Origin of the sequence: Dyella sp. 2RAB6 (genome assembly GCF_052115385.1) — a bacterium.
GTDB lineage: Bacteria > Pseudomonadota > Gammaproteobacteria > Xanthomonadales > Rhodanobacteraceae > Dyella_D.
This window is the reverse complement of the sequence record NZ_JBFRGP010000023.1, coordinates 1-18340: the sequence shown is the minus strand read 5'-3', so window position 1 is coordinate 18340 and position 18340 is coordinate 1. Positions and strand designations below refer to the sequence as shown.

Below are 18340 nucleotides of genomic sequence, written 5' to 3'. Positions count from 1 at the left end.
GTTGCTTCCATCTGGTGGATACGTGTCCATTGCGTATGCCACTTCCCTTCCTGGGAAGGCCGCCCCTTTCCATTTGTTTCCATCGCCGCCCCCGCAAGCGCATGAAGCCGCCGCGTCGGGAAGCGCGATGCATGACCGTCGTCGATAATTCGATGAACAAAGATGCGCGCCGGCCATCTCGCTGGCCGGCCCACGCCGCGGGAGAGCACGCGTGCGTTGCCCTGGTGATGGCGACAAGGACGCTGTGGGCGCGACGGCCCAAGGGAGCCGTAGCGGCTGGCGTAAGCTGGGTTTCGACGCGCGCTGGCGCTGGCCCATCGGTTCAATCCCCCGGCGATGCACGAGGGCATGGGATGCGGCGTCGACACAACCGGGCAACACTCCGCCGCAACGCCTGAGGTGCGCCTTGGCGATGAACATCGAAGTCTGCCGGGCGAAACGCTGCTTCCGGATGCCCCCTGTAGCACCTTGCTATTTAGGTTGCGCGAGCGCCCATCGCTTCCTGGCGAAAGAGCAGGAACGCAACCATCGGTTGACATCTACGAATGGATTGGATGTTAGCCATCCGGAGACACGTCCGTGAGACTACGCAAGTTTTTCGCAGCGAATAGTACTGTCGCAAAAAGCTGAGATGCGCATCACTCTATTTTCGAGCATCAATTTGACGATGATCTTTTCCGTCCCGCCAGCCGTGACGTTGGCGCGCCAAATGTCTGCAATATTGCGCAATTGAAATCTATTTGGACGTCTAAACAAAAATAGCGTCGGCATGCGCCAGACACGAATAGCGTCGACCATCGCCATGACCGGCCAGCGCCCTGCCAAGTTCGCTGACGACGTTTTGTCCGGGCATGCCGAGCCAGCTCCCGGCGCGCGGGAATGCGGTCGTACGTGGCAGTGATCAACTCAAAGCGAGTCGCAATCGGACTCAACCGGGGCCGGATTCCTAGGAACCCTCACGCAGCGAGAAGATCCGCGCCAGCGGCACCCACTTCTGCCCAGGCTGCGCCCAGGGCAGGCGCTGCTGGAAGGTATCCATCAAGGTCTCCCACGCTTGCACGCGGGGATTGGCGGCGTCGGCGGCGGCCTTCGCGGCGCCGTCGAAATCGTCCGCGACATCCATCACCAGCACCAGCCGGTTGCCGGTGCGGAAGATCTCCAGGTCGCGTACGCCGGCATCGCGAATCGAGGCCACGATCTCCGGCCAGATCTGCTCCGGCCGATGCCAGCGCTCGTACTCGGCGATCAGCGCCGGATCGTCCCGCAGGTCGAGCGCGAAATACATCCGCGGCATGTCAGCGCTCCGCGGCGCTGCGCAGGCGCGCAAACAACAGGATCACCACGAAGCTGGCCGCCGGCACCAGCATGGCGCGTGAAATGCCTGCCGCATCCGACACCGCGCCCATCACCGCGGTCAGCACCGCACCGCCGATGATGGTCATCACCAGCAGGGCCGAGCCGAGCTTGCGCTCATCGTCGCCGCGACCTTCCACGCCCAGCGCGAAGATCGTCGGGTACATCACCGACATGAAGAAACTGCAGGCCACCAGTGCGCAGGCGCCGAGCGCACCCGGCACCGCCACCGCGAACAGCGTCAGCACCACGTTCACCGCCGCGAACAGCGCGAGCAACCGCCGCGGCGCGACATAGCGCATCAGCGCGCTGCCGGCGAAGCGCCCGGCCATGAAGCAGGCCAGCGATACCAGCATGTAGTTGGCGGCCGATTTGGCCGGCGTACCGGGCATCGTCGCCTGCACGTAGCGGATCAGATAGCTCCACACGCCCACCTGCGCGCCCACATAGAAGAACTGCGCGGCCAGCGTGGCGAGGAAGCGGCGATCGCCCAGCAGGCGCGCGAGTACGCCATGGCCTTGCGCCGCACCGCCCTGCTCCACGGCATGCGCGGCGGGAAAGCGCGTCATCACGATCAGCAGGCCCCAGGCCAGCACCACCAGGCCGATCGCCAGATACGGCAACTGCACGGCCGCCGTCTCATGCGCCACGAAGGCGGCGCGCTCGGCCGCGCTCAGCGCGGCGAGCTGTTCGGGCGTGTGTTCCACGCCGGAGAAGATGAAATGCTGGCCGATCAGGATGCCCGCGATCGAACCCAGCGGATTGAACGCCTGCGCCAGGTTCAAACGGCGCGCGGCGGTCTCGCTGGGTCCAAGCAAAGTCACGAACGGGTTGGCGGAGGTTTCCAGGAAAGCCAGGCCGCTGGCGATCACGAACAGCGCCAACAGGAAGAACCCGTAGGTGCCCTGCTCCGCCGCGGGCCAGAACAGCAGCGCACCCAGCCCGTACAGGGCCAGTCCGAACACCACGGCGCTCTTGTAGCCGAAGCGGCGCATATACATGCCGGCCGGCATCGCCACCAGGAAGTAGCCCAGGTAGAACGCGCTCTGCACCAGGCCTGCCTGGAAGTCGTTCAGCACGAACGCCTTCTTGAACTGCGGAATCAGCACGTCGTTGAGGTTGTTGGCCACACCCCACAGGAAGAACAGGCTGACGACCAGCACGAGCGGGAGTGGCGAACGGCCTGCCGTCCCGGATGAGGACGCCGCCAGGTGCCGCGTTTGCGTTGTCGTGTCCAAACCGCCTACCCCACTAGCTGGCGTCCCCTCGAGGGGACAAGTCGCGACAGAATGTGCAAATATGAACAGCAATTTCACCCGTAACACAAGATGCAACGCAACAAGCCGGGCCCGGTGCGTGGCATGGCGCGGCGCGCTGAGGCAATCTTGCCGATCGTCGAAGGGATCATCGAGGGGAACCCAGCACCATGCCCAAGCAGAGCACACCCAAGTACCGCGCGCCCGCGCTGGACAAAGGCCTGGATATCCTGGAACTGCTCGCCGGCTCGCCGGTGCCGCTGAGCATCGCCGAGGTTTCTGAGGGCGTGGGCCGTTCGCGCGGCGAGATCTTCCGCATGCTGCAGGTGCTGGAAGAGCGCGACTACATCACGCGCGGCGAAGGCGACTCCGGTTACTCGATCACCCCGCGCCTGTTTCGCTTGGGCATGGAACAGCCGCCGCTTAAGACCGCGGTCGAAGCGGCGCTGCCGGTGATGCATCGCCTTGCGCATGCAGTCGACCAGTCCTGCCATCTGGTGGTGCCGTCGCGCGAGCAGATCGTGGTGATCGCGCGCATCGATCCACCCGGCGAGATCGGCCTGGTGGTGCGCGTCGGCCACCGCCGCCCGCTGTCGCAGGCCACCTCCGGCCACGTGCTGCTGGCCTTCCAGACCGACGAAGTGCAGAAGCTGTGGCTGGACATGATTGCCGCGCACGAACCGGAACTGGACCGCAAGAAGCTGCTCAAGCACGCCGCACTGGTGCACGGCCGCGGCTATGCCAGCGCCGCCAGCCATATCGTCGACGGCGTGACCGACCTGTCCGCGCCGGTGCTGCAGCATGGCAGCGCGGTGTGCGCGTTGACGGTGCCGTTTATCGAGCGGCGTGCGTCGGCGATCAGCGAAAAAATGACGCTGGAGCATCTGCGGCAGGCGGCGGCGGATATCTCGGACATCCTGCAGTACGGCGGGCCTTCGCGCGCCGATTGAGGCGGGGCTGGCTGAATCAGCGCGAATGCCAACGCATTAACGAACAAACGCATACGTTTTTCACGCTCCCCCACGCTACGGATGCCGACACTGGCTTGCCTTCAGGTCGTCCAGGAGCGCGTCATGCCGTCGTCCCTTCCGCGCTGGTGCATCGTGATCCCTTGCCACAACGAGGAACGCGCCATCGGCGGCGTGCTGGCCGGCGCGCTGCGGCTCGGCGTGCCGGTCTGCGTGGTCGACGACGGCTCCACCGACGCCACGCCGAAGATCGTCTCGCGCCATCCCGGCGTAACCCTGCTGCGCCACGACGGCCAGCACGGCAAGGGCGAAGCCCTGCGCACCGGCCTGCGCGCGGCACGGCAATCCGGTTTCGAAGCCGTGCTGACCATGGACGGCGATGGCCAGCACCAGGCCGACGACGTGCCCTACCTGTTGGCCGCAGCCAAGCGCCACCCCGGCAGCATGGTCATCGGCGCACGCCTGCTTGATGTCGAACGCCAACCCCGCGCGCGCCACCTGGCCAACCGCGTAGCGGACTGGGGCATCTCCTGGGCCTGCGCACGCAGCATCGCCGACACGCAGAGCGGTCAGCGCTGGTACCCGCCGGCGGTGCTGGAACTGGCCGACACCGCCACGGATGGCTTTGCCTATGAAGCCGCGTTGCTGATCCGCGCCTGCCGCGAAGTCGGGGTCGACGTCATCTCCGTACCGATTCCCTCGCGCTACGGCCCGCAGTTCCGCCACAGCCATTTCCGCCCGCTGCTGGACGTGGCGCGCATCACCTGGTCGACCTCCACCCACCTGCTGGGCTATGGCCGCTTGCGCGAGAGCTATCGCCTGGCGCAGGAACGCCAACCGCTGGTCGAACATCACCGCCCGCGCTTCGCCGCGGATGGCGCCCGCCTCAGCGCCAGCCTTCCCGGCAGCTCCGGCTGAGCGGCGCTTCGACGCGGCGCGTGGCGATGCTCTGTGCCGCAGGATGGTCTGCTTGAAAAAAATGCGCGCGTGAATTCAAGCGCGCCTTGAGCGGAGCAGAGAGTCCACCGATCGTGATCGTCGCCGGATAAATCGTCGGCCGACTCCGGCCTGCCCGGAGCAGCGACCGAGTGGAGGGCGCCCTCCCGGCGGCCACAGGACAAAGCCGCGCGCCGCGCTTGCAGGCCCCGCACCCCTCCGGGCAAGCTACCGGGTTTTCGCCACCCCGGAGTCCTCCATGTCGAATCTCGACACCATCATCCAGATCATGCCCGCCACCGGCTGGGTCGCCGTCTACGACGAAGGCGGCGAAGAAAGCGCCCAGGCCATCGTCTGCTTCGCCCTGGTCGAATCCGAAGCCGGCGGCACCCGTCGCCGCAGCGTCCGCCCGATGTGCGCCGACGGCCGCTCGGTCGCGTTCGCCGACGAAGCGACCAATTTCGTCCGCGTCGAAGAACTCGAAGCCTTCGAGGAAGACGAAGAAGAAGACGAAGAGGAAGAAGACGAGGAATAAGCCCTCGCCTGCTCAGGCCAGCTGGCGCGCCGCCAGCTGGCCGAGTTTTTTCAGCGCCTGCTCCAGCCGTGCATCCCACGGCATCCCGCAGCTCAGGCGCAGGCAATCGCGGTAGTCGCCGCGGCTGGAAAACAGCACGCCCGGCGAGGTGCCGATGCCTTGCTCCAGCGCCGCCGCGAACAAGTCCTCGCCATCGCCGCCCTGCGGCAACTGCAACCACAGCGACAGGCCGCCGCGCGGCTCGCTGGCGCGCGTGCCCGCCGGCCAATGCCGTGCGATCGCTTCGTGCAGGCGCTGCGCATTGTCCGCCAGGGCGCGGCGCAGGCGCCGCAGATGGCGTTCCAGATCGTGCTTCTGCAGATAATCGGCCATCGCCAGCTGCGGCAGGCTGGCCGCGCCGACGGTGGAGCAATACTTGGCGCGCACCAACGCATCCGTCCACGCACCGGCCGCCATCCAGCCCAGGCGCAGGCCCGGCGACAGCGACTTGGAGAACGAACCGCAACCGATCACGTTGCCGCGCGTATCCCAGCGGCGCAGCGGCGACGGCCGCTCGCCGGACCAGGCCAGGTCGCCGTAGACGTCGTCCTCGATCACCACCGTGCCGTGGCGTGCGCAACTGGCCAGCAAGGCCTGCTTGGCGACATCGCTGGTGACGCTGCCGAGTGGATTGTTGAAATTCGGTACCAGCACCGCCGCGCGCACACGGTTCTGCTGCAGCAGCAGATCGAGCCGCGCGACGTCGATGCCCTGCCCCACCAGGTTCGGCACTTCGAGCACTTTCAGCCGCAGCGCCGCCACCGCCTGCAGGATGCCGTGATAGGTCGGCGTCTCCACCAGCACCACATCGCCGGGCGCGGTCAGCGTGCGCAGGGCAAGGCTGATGCCTTCCATCGCGCCGGCGGTGATCACGATCTCCTCGGGCGACACGTCGGCGCCGAGTTGCGCATAGCGGCGCGCGATCTGCCGGCGCAGCGCGGGCAGGCCTTGCGGCGACGCGTAGTCGAGCACGGCGGCCGGATGGTGGCGCAGGCTGCGGCCCAGCGCGGCGGTAAGCGCGGCCTGCGGCAGCAGCGCGGGCGACGGCGTGGCGCTGTGCAACGGCAGCACGTCGCTGCGCGCCAGCATGTCGAGCACGTCCTGCAGCGCCGGGTTGCTCACCGCGCCGGGCGTGCGCCGGCGCATCGGCTTCGCGGCAGGCGGCAGCGGCACCGCGGCGCGCACGTAGTAGCCCGAGCGCGGACGCGCCACCACCAGCCCCTCGCGCTCCAGCTGCAGGCAGGCCTGCACCGCGGTGGCGGCGCTGAGGCCGTGGCCATGCGCCAGTTGGCGGATCGAAGGCAGGCGCTCGCCGGCGCGCATGGCGCCGCGGGCGATCTGGCCGCGCAGTTCGCCGGCGAGGCGTTCGTAGAGCAGCATGGGGGCACCCCAACTGTATCGGTCTATTCTCATTCTATCTGAATCTGTATCGGTCGAGACAGGCGCCCTACGCTGGCGATATCGTCCACAGAGAAAACCCCATGGCTCCCCTGCCCGGCCGCGACGAATCGCGCGCGGCCCTGTTCCAGTTGCTGGTCGCCGAACTGCTGATCGGCTCGGTCGGCGTGTTCGTGCACGAGAGCGGCCAGGACGCCGTCACGGCCGTGTTCTACCGCTGCCTGTTCGGCGGCCTGTTCCTGCTGGTGCTGGGCCTGGCCCGCGGTTACCTGCGCGGACTCTGGCAGGACCGCACTCTGCTGCGCGGCGCGGTATTCAGCGGCATCCTGCTGGTGCTCAACTGGGTGGCGCTGTTCGCCGGCATGGCGCGCTCGTCGATCGGCGTAGCGACCCTGGTCTATCACTTCTTTCCGTTCGTGATGCTGATCCTGGCCGCGCTGCTGCAGGGCGAGCGCACGCATCCGGTGGATCTGGCGTGGACCCTGCTGGGTTTCTTCGGCGTGGTCTGCTCGGCCAACCCCGCCAAGCTGTGGCACGACGCCGACACCTCATACCTGATCGGCATCGGCCTGACCCTGCTCGGCGCGGTGCTGTGCGGGGCCTCGCTGCTGATGTCGCGCCAGATCGGACGCGAGCGGCCGTTCGCGCTGGTGATGATCCAGTGCTGGGTTGGCGTGTTGATGCTGGCGGGATTTTCCAGCTCAGGCGTATTTCACCTGGGGACGCATTGGTTATGGCTGGTCGGGCTGGGGGTGATCCATAGCGGCATCGTGTACATGTTGTTCTATTCGTCGTATCCGCGGCTGCCGGTGGTGACTATTGCAGTGGTGGCGTTCGTGTATCCGCTGGTGACCTTGCTGCTGGATTACCTGATTTACGGGCATCGGCTGGAGCCGGTGCAGCTGGTGGGATTGGGCTTGATTGTGGTGGGAACGTTAGGGGTGAATTTGAAATGGCGCTTTGGGAGAAGAGTGGCGGCTACGTGAGCGGACCCTTCTCCCCAGCCCTCTTCCCCGTGCACAAACAGGTAACGGGCGAGAGGGGGCCAAACTCGCCGCTCGTCACCAGCTTCATGCCGCTTGTCACACAGTGCAGGACTGCACGCGCGCGCGGCGCTTAGCCTCAGTCATAACCCCCGACGAGGCTCACCCATGCGCCGCCTGCTCCCGCTCGCCCTCCTGCTTGCCCTCGGCGGCAACGCCGCCGCGACCGACCACCCGACGGCCGCCACGGTGTTCGGCCCCGGCACGATTTCCACCGCCGCCGACGAAGGCGCCGCCGCCTTCATGCCCGACGGCGCCGCCGTCTATTTCTCGCGCGGAGCCAAGGACAGCTACGCCATCGTGTTCTCGCAGCGCAGCGGCAATTCCTGGTCGGCCGCGAAGACCGCGCCGTTCTCCGGCCACTGGCTGGACACCGATCCGTCGATGTCGCCCGACGGCGCCTTCATGGTGTTCGCTTCCAACCGCCCCACCGATGGCAAGGGCGCCGTGCTCGATATGACGATGGGCGGCAAGAATTACCCCGGCCACGGCCTGAACCTGTGGCGTGTCGCGCGCAAGGGCAACGGCTGGGCCGAGCCGGAACGGCTGCCCGTGGCCATCAACAGCTGCAACTCCGTGTTCGCACCCGACGTCGGTGCGGATGGCACGCTTTACTACATCGGCTGCGGCGCGGATGGCGGGCTACGCCTGCTCCGCTCGGTGCGCAAGGATGGCCGTTACCAGGCGCCCGAAGCCGTCGCCTACGGCGCGGACGATCTGATCGTGCGCGATCCGGCGATCGCACACGATGGCTCCTTCATGGTGGCGAGCATCAAGAGCGCGAAGGACCAGCCGTACCGCCTGGCGATCGCCTTCGCCACGCCGCAGGGCTGGAGCGCGCCGCAGGATCTGGGCAATGCCGTCAATGGCGGCACTCACTCCATGGCCGCGCAGCTCGGACCCGACGGCCGCACGATCTACTACGCCAGCGACCGCCGCGTACCCGGCGAGCAAGCTGACTGGAACAAGGACGGCGATAATCTGTGGCAGGTATCGCTGACGCCCTGGCTGGATGCGCATGCGCGCGATGGCGCGCCGGTAGCCGGGCCGTGGGATCGCCTCAAGGACATCTCGCCGGCCTTCGGCCCCGGCGATCGTTCGGTGGTGTTTACGCGCAGCGTGGACAACACCTCCCGCCTGTATTTCTCCTCACGCAACGGCGACGGCTGGTCGGCGGCGCAGCCGCTGCCGTTCTCCACGCAGTGGGAGGACATCGAAGCGGCCATGGCAACCGATGGCTCGTCATTGATCTTCAGTTCCAACCGTCCCGCGCAGGAAGGCGGTGCCGTACTCGACGGCGTTTACGATGGCCAGCGCTATCCCGGACATGGCGGCAACCTGTGGCAGGTGGCACGTATCAAGGATGGCTGGGGCAAGCCGCAACGCCTGCCTTCGCTGCTCAACAGCAATTCCGCCGTGTTCTCGCCCGCGCTGGCCGCCGACGGCACGCTCTACTTCATGCGTACCGACCCGGACGCCAACGGCGAGGGTGCGTTCCGCCTGCTGCGCAGCCGTCTCGTGCGGGGCACATACGAGGCACCGCAACCGCTGCCCTTCAGCGACGGCGTGACCGGCGACTTCGATCCGGCCGTGGCGCCCGACCAGTCCTTCATCGTCTTCAGTTCCAAGCGCGCACCGGCCGGGCCGGCGGGCAGCGAGCTGTTCATCGCCTTCGCGCGCGGCGAGGGCTGGAGCGCGCCGCAGCCGCTGGGCCTGACCGGCATCGAGGCGCGGCTGTCGTCCGACCATGCAACGCTTTACTTCAACGCACCGGACCGGCGCGTGCACGCCTTCGACCTGCGCGGCTGGCTGGCCAGGCACAACGCGGTGGCCGACGTCGCCCACGCGCCCAACCCCTGAGACCTGCGGCACTACCCGGGAATCGGCATCCACCCCACACTGGATGCCGATTCCCGTTTGCCGATGAGAACCCCGTGTCCGCAACGCCGCCCAGCGCCACATCGAGCAGCACCTCATCGAGCAGCACTTCATCGAGCAGCACCTCATCGAGATGGGCGCGCATGTCCATGCAACTGGGCTGCTGGACCCTGCTGGCGGCCTCCTACACGCTGAGCGGCGGGCTGTCGCAGATCAGCGAAGGCCAGGTGCCGAACTGGTCGCGCGTGGCGACGTGGAACTTCAGCGACTTCTATCTGTGGATGGCGCTGGTGCCGCTGGTCGCCTGGCTGGGACGGCAGGCGGCGGATGGTGGCTGGCGGCGCTACGCCGCCGTGCACGTGCCGGCCAGCCTCGCGCTGGCGCTGGCGCAGTTGCTGGCCCACCTGGCGATCTTCTGGAACGTCAGCGGCCCGGGACATGCGCCGGTAAGCACGTATGGCGGCTTCGTGTGCATGCAGTTCGCCTACAGCTACCACTTCGCCCTGCTGATGTACTGGGTGATCCTGATGGTGCTGCGCGGCCTGGAATCGCGGCGCCGCCTGCGCGACGAGCGCTTGCGCAGTGCGCAGCTGGAATCGCAATTGGCCCAGGCGCAGCTGCGCACCCTGCGCGTGCAGCTGCAACCGCATTTCCTGTTCAACACGCTCAATGCGATTTCCGCGCTGGCGCTGGCCGATCCGCACCAGGCGCGCCTGATGATCTCGCGCCTCAGCGATCTGCTGCGCCTTACCCTGGAAGAACGCCACGCGCTGGAAGTGCCGCTGTCGCGCGAGCTGGATCTGCTGCGCTGCTATCTCGACATCCAGCAGGTGCGCTTCCAGGACCGCCTGAGCACGCAGCTGGACGTGGCCGCCGACACCGTGCACGCCGCCGTGCCGAGCATGATCCTGCAGCCGCTGGTGGAGAATGCGCTGCGCCATGGCCTGCTCGACAAACCCGAACCGGGCCGCCTGCATATCGTCAGCCGTCGCGAAGGCGCGCAGCTGTACCTGCGCGTGGACGACGACGGCCTAGGCCTGCCCGAGGGCATGGCCGAAGGCCTGGGCCTGGGCAATACCCGCACGCGGCTGCAGGTGCTGTTCGGCGACGCGGCCAGCGTGGCGCTGGCGCGCCGGGCCGAGGGCGGCACGCGGGTGGAGTTGCGTTTCCCCTATCGCGAATACGCCGCGGAACACGCCGCATGAGCGCGCCGCCGATCCGCACCCTGCTGGTGGACGACGAGGTGCTGGCGCGCCTAGCCCTGCGCCAGGCGCTGGCCGCGCATGCGGACGTGCAGATCGTGGGCGAATGCGGCAATGCCAACGAGGCCTTGCAGGCGATCGCGGCGCTGGAGCCAGCCCTGATATTCCTGGACATCCGCATGCCCGGCATGGACGGCTTCAAGCTGCTGCACAAGCTCAAGCCCGAGACATTGCCGATGGTGGTGTTCGCCACCGCCTACGGCCAGCACGCGTTGCGCGCGTTCGATGCCGATGCGGTGGACTACGTGCTCAAGCCGATCGACCAGGCGCGCTTCGACCAGGCAATGGCGCGCGTGCGCCGGGTCTGGGCCGGCCTGCAGACGGCTGCGCCAACGGTCGTCGCCAGCGTTCCGGCGTCGCTGCCGGCCCACGCGCAACGCATCAGCGTGCGCGTGGGCGAGAGCATCCGGGTGATCGCCACCGACGATATCGACTGGATCCGCGCCGATGGCAATTACGTGCATATCCATGTCGCCGGCGCGCGCTATCTGCATCGCGAAACGCTCAGCCATCTGCTGGAGGCGCTCGATCCGCAGCGCTTCCTGCGCATCCATCGCGGCACCCTGGTGAACGTGGAACGCGTCCGCGAGATCCACCCGCTGTTCCAGGGCAATGCCGAAATCGTGCTGCGCGACGGCACACGCCTGAACCTCAGCCGCCGCTTCCGCGCGCAGGCACGGCAGGCGCTGGGCATGGCTTGAGCGCGTCCGTCCGCGCCGCTCGCCACGCCGCCGCAACCGCTCGTCACAAAAGCACGGCGCCCGCGTGCACGCTCGCGCATCGTACGCACGGGCCGGCATGGCCCGGCCATCCAAGAGAGCCCCATGAAGTTGCTTACGTTCGCCTGGGCGACCACCTTCGCCCTGGGTTGCGCCGCACCCGCCGGCGCCGCCGAACTGTTCGGGCCCGGCGTTGTTTCCACCGGGCTGCAGGAAACCACCGCCGCGCTGTCGCCGGATGGCAAGACGCTGCTGTTCCTGCGTTCCGACTTCGCTGAGAAGGACGACACCATCCTGCTCACGCATCGCCAGGGCAATGGCTGGTCGACGCCGGAAGTGGCGCCGTTCTCCGGCCAGTGGCACGACTCCGAACCCGCCTTCGCCCCGGACGGCAAGCGCGTGTACTTCGTCTCCAACCGCCCGCCGCATGCCGGCGAGGCGCCGGTAATGGCGGAGATGGGCGGCCAGCACTTTGCCGGCACCAATCTCTGGTACGTCGAGCGGCAGGCCAATGGCCGCTGGAGCGAACCGGTGCACGTGGAGGGCGCGCACAACGACGGCGCGATGCTCTACAACCCCACCGTGGCGGCGAACGGCGATATCTATTTCTCCGCGCACCGGGCGGACTCCGGCAAGTTCTACCAGGTGTATGTGATCCACCCCGCCGGCCAGAGCTATTCGGCGCCGGAGCGGGTGGACCTGGGCGATAGCGAGCACAACCGCATGGACCCCTGCGTCGATCCCAAGGGCCGCTTCCTGCTGTACGCCGGCAACGAAGGCGATTCGCTGGGCAGCGCCGACATCTATATCGCCTTCCGCCAGGCTGACGGCCGCTGGGGCAAACCCGAACACCTTGGCGGCGAGGTCAATACGCCGGCGCTGGAGAACGCACCGACGCTCGGCCCGCGCTTCGGCGAGCTGTATGTCTCCAGTAATCGCCAGGACGAGGTGCAGTTCCCCAAGCACCGCGACGACATCGCTTCGCTGCAGAAGCGGCTGAACGGGCCGTTGAATGGTTCGCGCAATATCTGGCGCATGGACATCGCCGATGTGCTGAAGGCGCACGGCCTCCACGATTGACGGGTGTCACGGTCGCCCGGCGTGCGCTGACAGCGTGCACGCCGGTTTTTTTGGTGTTCGCCGTCGGTTCGCAAGCGATGTAACGGGGAGAAAAAAACGTGATGCGATCGCCTATTTTCCCGACGCTTATGTCACGCGTCACGTGACGCAAAGAGCGCCGGCACCGGGCATGTTTTCACGCTGTTTTGTCATTTCTTATGGGCTTTGCAACACCCGGTTGTTACTGCAGGAATCTTCTCGGACATTTCACGCCAGTGACCCTAATTTGCCACCGAATCGAGGAGCGGAGCGGCCAGCGCAAACATGGAATCCAGGCTTGGATGGTTCGGGCGGCAGCTCGCGGTCGCGATCATCTACGGCACCGCCTACATGCTGTTGCGCAAGGTGGGCTTCGCCCACTTCGTGCCGGCGAGCGGTCTTAAACTCGCCGTCCTGCTGTTGACGCCCCGCCGCTATTGGCCGGCGCTCCTGGTCAGCGAAACCCTGCTGCTGGCTTACGACCTTTACGATGGCGTTGCCATGTTCGGGTGGGCGTTCTATCTCGCCTCGATCGTGCCGCCGATTGCCTTGCTGATGGCGGTGGTGGGCCTGTGCCAGGACCGGCTGCCCGGCGCCGCGTTTCCCGATATCCGCCTGGGCAGCGTGCTGGTCTGCATCTTCGGCGCCAGCGTGGTGCTGGTCGCGGACGGCCTGATGGTGGCCTCGCTGATGCCCGAGGCGGCGCGCTTCGGCCGCAAGCCGCTGACCGACCTGGTCTCCGATTATTTCCTCGGCACCTATAGCGGCATGCTCGCCGTGGTGCCGCTGGCGCTGGCCGGTGCGCAGCAGTGGTACGAGCAGCGTTCGCTGCGCGGCGTATGGCTGGCCAACCGCAGCTTGCTGCAGGCATCGCTGATCACGGTGATGGCGATGTCGATCGAAGTGCTGGCGCTGTCCGGCACCCAGGACACCGCGCTGCGCTTCGTCGGCCAGGCCGTGCTGTTCGTGCCGGCCGCGTACTTCGCCATCACCTGGGGCTGGAAGGGTGCCGCGGTGATCGGTGCGATCGCCAGCTTCGGCATCGTCGCGCTGATGCCGGAGATGTTCGACATCGCCACGCTGATGACGCAGACCATGATGGCGCTGTTCCTGACCATCTCCACCGTGCTCGGCATGCAGACCACGCGCCTGGAGCATGCGCTCGCCGCGGTGGACGACCAGTTGGACAAGGCGCGGCTGGAACAGCACCTGGCCGAGATGAAGCTGCAGCGCAGCTCGTTCGAGCTGGCCTACGTCAGTGGCGAACTGGCGCGCGCGCACCGCCATCTGCTGATCCAGCTCGACCATTCGCCCAACCGCGGCGAAGTCGATACCTACAAGCGCGCGCTGACCATGACCACCTCGCGCCTGAAGGAGCTGGCCGATGCACTGTCGCCGCCGATGGGCGCCGGCCATCCGCACGCGCTCAGCGAAGGCCCGCTGGTACAGGTGCTCGATGCCCTAGGCATCGCCTACCACGCCAATGTGCACGGCCAATGGAGCCGCCTGCCGCGCAATACGCTCACCCTGCTCTATCGTCTGGCCTGCGAAGCGGTGACCTATCTGCTGAAAGAATGCCCCAGCGATCGCATTGCGCTGACCACCGACACGCACAGCACCGACAGCGGCACCACCATCCACCTGAGCGTGCGCAGCGAAGGCGTGCCGATCGCCCCGCCGGCGCAGGACAAGATCACCAAGGGATTGGGCACGCTGGGCCTGGGACTGGGCGAGCTGCGCCTGCGGGCGCAGCTGTTCAACGGCGACGTGGTAGTGGATGGGCGCAGCGTCCAGGTGACGCTGCGCCAGGAACTCACTGTTCCCCGATTCGATTGATGGGGCAGCTGTTCGGATCCTGCTTGCAGTTGGAATCGGGCGAGTCCTGCGGCGACAGGCGCAGCACCTGAGGACTGGCACGATTGATCGGGCAACTGTTCGGATCCTGCTTGCAGTTGGAGATGTCGCCATCCGCCGGCGAAAGATTCATCGTCGGCATGGTGACCCGCCGGTTGATCGGGCAGCTGTTGGGATCCTGCTTGCAGTTCGACAGGTCATACGCCGGCGCGTAGCGCCCACCCGCCGAGCCGACATCGGCCAGCGTCCACACGTACTGGCCGGCATCGCTCAGACCCACGCTAAGCATCACCAGCCCGTCCTTGTAGACCGTCTCCGCAGCACGGACCGCACCCGCTGCCAACGGCGATTCCGGCGTGGAAACCCGCTCGGCATCGATCCCCATCGGCAACACCAGATGCACTCCCGCGGTCGCCGCAACGCCCGCATGGACGCGCCCTGCCGCATCGTTGACCTGGACGTACTCGATGCCGTCCTTGACGAAGGTGTAGACGTGCCAGCGCGGACTGATCGAACGATCGACCGTCCCCGGCGCGGCACTACCCATACCCTGCACCGGCCCTGCCGCCCACACAGCCGAACTGCAACTCAACGACACGCCCGCAGCAAGCAGGCCCCATGCGAGATAGCGCAGCTTCATCGCGAAGATTCTCCCTGTTTGATGTCACCCCTGTGGTGTCAACGCATCGTGACCAAGGGATCGTGATGGCCGGGTGAGTAGCGCGATAAGTTGCGGATGCGGGAACGTGCTGGGAACGTCTGCATTTATGCAGCGTTCGAGCAGCAATCCCCGGATGAAAACGATGAGAACGTTTACGCCATCAACGAGCGTACGCAACGAGAGCAAAGTCGCGCCCGACGCCCACCGCACTCCTGCTCCAGCTTTTGACGTTGCCTTTGATGCTGCTGTGGCTGTTGCTGTTGATCTTGGCTGTTGATCTTGGCTGTTGATCTTGGCTGTTGATCTTGGCTGTTGATCTTGGCTGTTGATCTTGGCTGTTGATCTTGGCTGTTGATCTTGGCTGTTGATCTTGGCTGTTGATCTTGGCTGTTGATCTTGGCTCTTGATCTTGGCTCTTGATCTTGGCTCTTGATCTGCGGGTCCCCTTGGCGCCGGCGGTGAGGGCTGGACGATAGGCCCCGCAGGGGGCGAGGACAGGACGTCCTCGCCTTTTTGAAGGGACACGGATGTCCCTTCAAAAAGCCCGGCCAGCCCTCACGGACCCGTAGGTGGCGTAGCCACCGGAGGGCGCCAAGCAGGGTGCCTTTTCTTCTTGGTTACTTCTTCTTTGGGCAGCCATATGAGATCCCATATAGACTTCGCAGCCTGCTCAGGGATCGATGCGTCACGTGGATACAAACATCAAGGTCTATAGCTACTTACGCTTCAGTGACGTTCGCCAGTCCACCGGCAGCAGTGCCGACCGCCAGACCGAGTATGCGGCCACCTGGGCCAAGACGCGGCAGCTGCAGCTCGATGCATCGCTCTCCCTCCGTGATGAAGGATTGAGCGCGTACCACCAGCGCCATGTAAAGCAAGGTGCCCTGGGCACTTTCCTCAGTGCTGTGGACGAGGGCCGCATTGGCGCTGGGTCCGTGCTGGTCGTGGAGGGCCTGGACCGCTTGAGTCGCGCCGAACCGCTCCAGGCCCAGGCGCAACTCGCTCAGATCATCAATGCCGGCATCACCGTGGTGACCGCCAGCGATGGGCGGGAATACAACCGGGAGGGACTCAAAGCCAACCCCATGGATCTGGTCCATAGCCTGCTGGTGATGATCCGGGCGCATGAGGAAAGCGACACCAAGAGCAAGCGGGTCAAAGCGGCCATTCGACGTCAATGCGAGCAATGGCTCGACAGCACTTACCGCGGCCGTATTCGCAATGGTCGGGATCCCCAGTGGCTGGCCTGGCAGTCGGGCGGCTGGCAGCTGATCCCGGAACGGGTCGAGGCCGTGCGGATGGCCGTCGACCTGTTCCGGGCCGGACATGGGCCGATGGCTATTGTCGATCGCCTCAACGCCGCCGGGCTGTCCGTCTCGAACAAGGGGAGCCGGGCAACCCATCTCTATAAGCTGTTTCGCCTGCCCGCCCTGCGAGGCACGAAAACCCTGTCGGTCGATGGGATCGATTACGCCCTGCCCGACTACTACCCGGCCCTGTTGAGTCCCGAGGCGTTCGACGAGCTGCAGGGCCAGATCCGGCAGCCCGGTCGGCGCAAGGGCAAAGGCGAGCTGCCCGGCATCATTACTGGCCTGCGCCGCACTCATTGCGGATATTGCGGGTCGGCCATGGTCGCCCAGAACCTCATGAGCCGGAAAAAAGACGATGACGGCCGGCTCCATGACACGTACCGTCGCCTGTCCTGCGGCTCCGGACAGGCTTATCGCCGTTGCCCGGTGGGTGGCAGCACGAGCATTGCCCCGATCGAACGAGCGCTCCTGGACTTCTGTTCGGACCAGATCAATCTGGATGCCCTGCTGGATCGGGGCGCCGTCGACCCGCCGGCCCGCCAAAAGCTCGCCACCGCCAAGGCACGCGTCGCCGATGTCGAAGCACAGCTCAAGCGCTTAACCGATGCACTGATGCAAGATGACGGGGTGGCGCCCGCGATCATCCTCCGTAAGGTTCGCGAACTAGAAGACGAACTGGAACAACTGGGGCTGGATGCGGCTCGTGCCGACGCGGAATGGGCGACCGTGTCCCGGAAGGCTCCGACGACGGCAGAGGCCTGGCGCGAACTCGTGATCAGAGTGAAAAGCCAGGATTACGACGCTCGACTGAAAGCCCGGCAACTCGTGGCCGACACCTTTACCCGCATTGTGGTGTACCGCATGGGTATCGAGGCAGGAGACCACTCAAGCCACGCGCTTGATCTTGTTTTGGTACCGCATGGCGGTAAACCCAGGGTGTTAAGAGTTCACCGCAAGACAGGGCAATGGTTGGCTGGGGAAGAGTTGACTATCCCTCGCATCAGTGCATCTTTCAATGAACAGATGCCTCATCCTCAATAGCGTTGGTCCAATATAGCGACTCGCCAACTCCGGGATAGGGACCATACTCACACCAGAGATCGTCGTTACCCGGCGACCTAGCAGTTAATTCGTTGGTCCGTATACTCTCACGCCAGCATGGGTGGACGATGCCGTTACCTAGCGTCGCTCGCGAGTGATGAAACCTACTATCCACAAATAGATCGTGCGGTCCGCCAAGAAGCTGCTGCCATGTCGCAGCATTACGAAGTTTTCTATTCTCTAGAAAAGACCATCCGCTCACTGGTCAATGACACGATCCAGGCAGCGGATGGCGATGATTGGTGGAATGGCACGCGAGTCCCATCAAGAGTTAAGCAGGACGCTGACGGGCGCCTGCAAAAGGAAATCGACTCCGCCGTTACGGTTAGATCAACATCGCCGTTAGACTTTACGACGTTCGGCGAGCTTGGTGAGATCATCAAATCCAACTGGGACTTGTTTGGGTCAATTTTCTCCAGCCCCAAAGCCGTGGAACGCGTAATGGCCAATCTAAACACTCTTCGTGGACCAATCGCCCATTGCAGCCCCCTTGCTGAAGACGAAGTCGTACGATTGCGGCTTAGCGTGCGCGATTGGTTTCGGCTAATGGAATGAAGCACCCCCGGAAATGAGAAAGAGGAACTTTGAGGTGAAAATCAGGCCGGTCACACCTTGAAGTTTTCGCATCGCAATAGATTTACGAAGTGCGGACATAAGCCGCAAAGACATTCGTCTACGCGTCACGTCAGAAGAATATACGCTTAGCTTCGGCTAGAGCATTAAGACCTGCACGATGGTCGCTACTTGTCTTCGATAACACCCACTGGTGGCGTGAATAGCCGGGCTTGTACAGACTTTTGTGTAAACGGGATCGCTTTAAAGCTGAGGGATGCGGCCTTCGAACTGGATGGTAAAGCGGTTGAGCGCCGCCTTCCAATCATGGATTGGAAGCGTCCATTTTTTACTGATGTTGCGCAGCCCTAAGTAGA

Annotated in this window: 16 protein-coding genes; 11 read left to right on the top strand and 5 right to left on the bottom strand. The window is 65.4% G+C overall.

Features of this window, described 5'->3' with window-relative positions:
• Window positions 1-585 precede the first annotated feature (585 nt).
• From AB4083_RS20425 to fucP, 3 genes are all read right to left on the bottom strand, one after another.
• Window positions 586-804 (bottom strand): hypothetical protein, encoded by a 219-nt coding sequence (locus AB4083_RS20425; RefSeq protein WP_441610346.1) that lies wholly within the window; start codon window positions 802-804, stop codon window positions 586-588.
• Window positions 805-946: 142 nt separating this feature from the next.
• Window positions 947-1294, bottom strand: a complete 348-nt coding sequence (locus tag AB4083_RS20420) for an L-rhamnose mutarotase (protein ID WP_441610345.1) — start codon at window positions 1292-1294, stop codon at window positions 947-949.
• A gap of 1 nt (window position 1295) precedes the next feature.
• Complete coding sequence (gene fucP / locus AB4083_RS20415; RefSeq protein WP_441610368.1) at window positions 1296-2564, bottom strand: L-fucose:H+ symporter permease; 1269 nt, start codon at window positions 2562-2564, stop codon at window positions 1296-1298.
• Between the two features lie 215 nt (window positions 2565-2779).
• On the opposite strand from fucP, the gene AB4083_RS20410 reads away from it, so the two are divergent.
• The 3 genes from AB4083_RS20410 (at window position 2780) to AB4083_RS20400 (ending at window position 5048) form a co-directional block, all read left to right on the top strand.
• Window positions 2780-3559 (top strand): IclR family transcriptional regulator, encoded by a 780-nt coding sequence (locus AB4083_RS20410; RefSeq protein WP_441610344.1) that lies wholly within the window; start codon window positions 2780-2782, stop codon window positions 3557-3559.
• A gap of 123 nt (window positions 3560-3682) precedes the next feature.
• Window positions 3683-4495: a glycosyltransferase family 2 protein gene (locus AB4083_RS20405; RefSeq protein WP_441610343.1), complete on the top strand. Its 813-nt coding sequence runs from the start codon at window positions 3683-3685 to the stop codon at window positions 4493-4495.
• Window positions 4496-4772: 277 nt separating this feature from the next.
• Window positions 4773-5048 carry a hypothetical protein gene (locus tag AB4083_RS20400; protein WP_441610342.1) on the top strand — a complete coding sequence of 92 codons (276 nt, stop codon included), beginning with the start codon at window positions 4773-4775 and terminating at the stop codon, window positions 5046-5048.
• A 12-nt stretch (window positions 5049-5060) separates the two neighbouring features.
• Here AB4083_RS20400 and AB4083_RS20395 read toward each other — a convergent pair whose 3' ends face one another.
• Window positions 5061-6467, bottom strand: a complete 1407-nt coding sequence (locus AB4083_RS20395) for an aminotransferase-like domain-containing protein (protein ID WP_441610341.1) — start codon at window positions 6465-6467, stop codon at window positions 5061-5063.
• Between the two features lie 101 nt (window positions 6468-6568).
• On the opposite strand from AB4083_RS20395, the gene AB4083_RS20390 reads away from it, so the two are divergent.
• From AB4083_RS20390 to AB4083_RS20365, 6 genes are all read left to right on the top strand, one after another.
• Complete coding sequence (locus AB4083_RS20390) at window positions 6569-7471, top strand: DMT family transporter (protein WP_441610340.1); 903 nt, start codon at window positions 6569-6571, stop codon at window positions 7469-7471.
• A gap of 165 nt (window positions 7472-7636) precedes the next feature.
• Window positions 7637-9388, top strand: a complete 1752-nt coding sequence (locus tag AB4083_RS20385; protein WP_441610339.1) for a hypothetical protein — start codon at window positions 7637-7639, stop codon at window positions 9386-9388.
• Window positions 9389-9549: 161 nt separating this feature from the next.
• Window positions 9550-10611 carry a sensor histidine kinase gene (locus AB4083_RS20380; protein WP_441610338.1) on the top strand — a complete coding sequence of 354 codons (1062 nt, stop codon included), beginning with the start codon at window positions 9550-9552 and terminating at the stop codon, window positions 10609-10611.
• On the top strand, window positions 10608-11369 hold the full coding sequence (locus AB4083_RS20375; protein WP_441610337.1) for a LytR/AlgR family response regulator transcription factor: 762 nt from the start codon (window positions 10608-10610) through the stop codon (window positions 11367-11369). Before AB4083_RS20380 ends, AB4083_RS20375 begins: the two co-directional genes overlap by 4 nt.
• 123 nt (window positions 11370-11492) lie before the next feature.
• A complete protein-coding gene (locus tag AB4083_RS20370) occupies window positions 11493-12467 on the top strand; it encodes a hypothetical protein (RefSeq protein WP_441610336.1) in 975 nt (324 codons plus the stop codon).
• A gap of 303 nt (window positions 12468-12770) precedes the next feature.
• Window positions 12771-14321, top strand: a complete 1551-nt coding sequence (locus AB4083_RS20365) for an MASE1 domain-containing protein (RefSeq protein WP_441610335.1) — start codon at window positions 12771-12773, stop codon at window positions 14319-14321.
• Here the strand turns inward: AB4083_RS20365 and AB4083_RS20360 are convergent.
• A complete protein-coding gene (locus AB4083_RS20360) occupies window positions 14299-14979 on the bottom strand; it encodes a hypothetical protein (RefSeq protein WP_441610334.1) in 681 nt (226 codons plus the stop codon). The two genes, AB4083_RS20365 and AB4083_RS20360, sit on opposite strands and share 23 nt — an antisense overlap.
• 710 nt (window positions 14980-15689) lie before the next feature.
• Here AB4083_RS20360 and AB4083_RS20355 point away from each other — a divergent pair.
• The gene (locus AB4083_RS20355; protein WP_441610333.1) at window positions 15690-17351 is read left to right on the top strand and encodes a recombinase family protein; all 1662 of its coding nucleotides are present in this window, start codon (window positions 15690-15692) and stop codon (window positions 17349-17351) included.
• A gap of 210 nt (window positions 17352-17561) precedes the next feature.
• Window positions 17562-17966 carry a Swt1 family HEPN domain-containing protein gene (locus tag AB4083_RS20350; RefSeq protein ID WP_441610332.1) on the top strand — a complete coding sequence of 135 codons (405 nt, stop codon included), beginning with the start codon at window positions 17562-17564 and terminating at the stop codon, window positions 17964-17966.
• The last annotated feature ends 374 nt before the right edge of the window (window positions 17967-18340 follow it).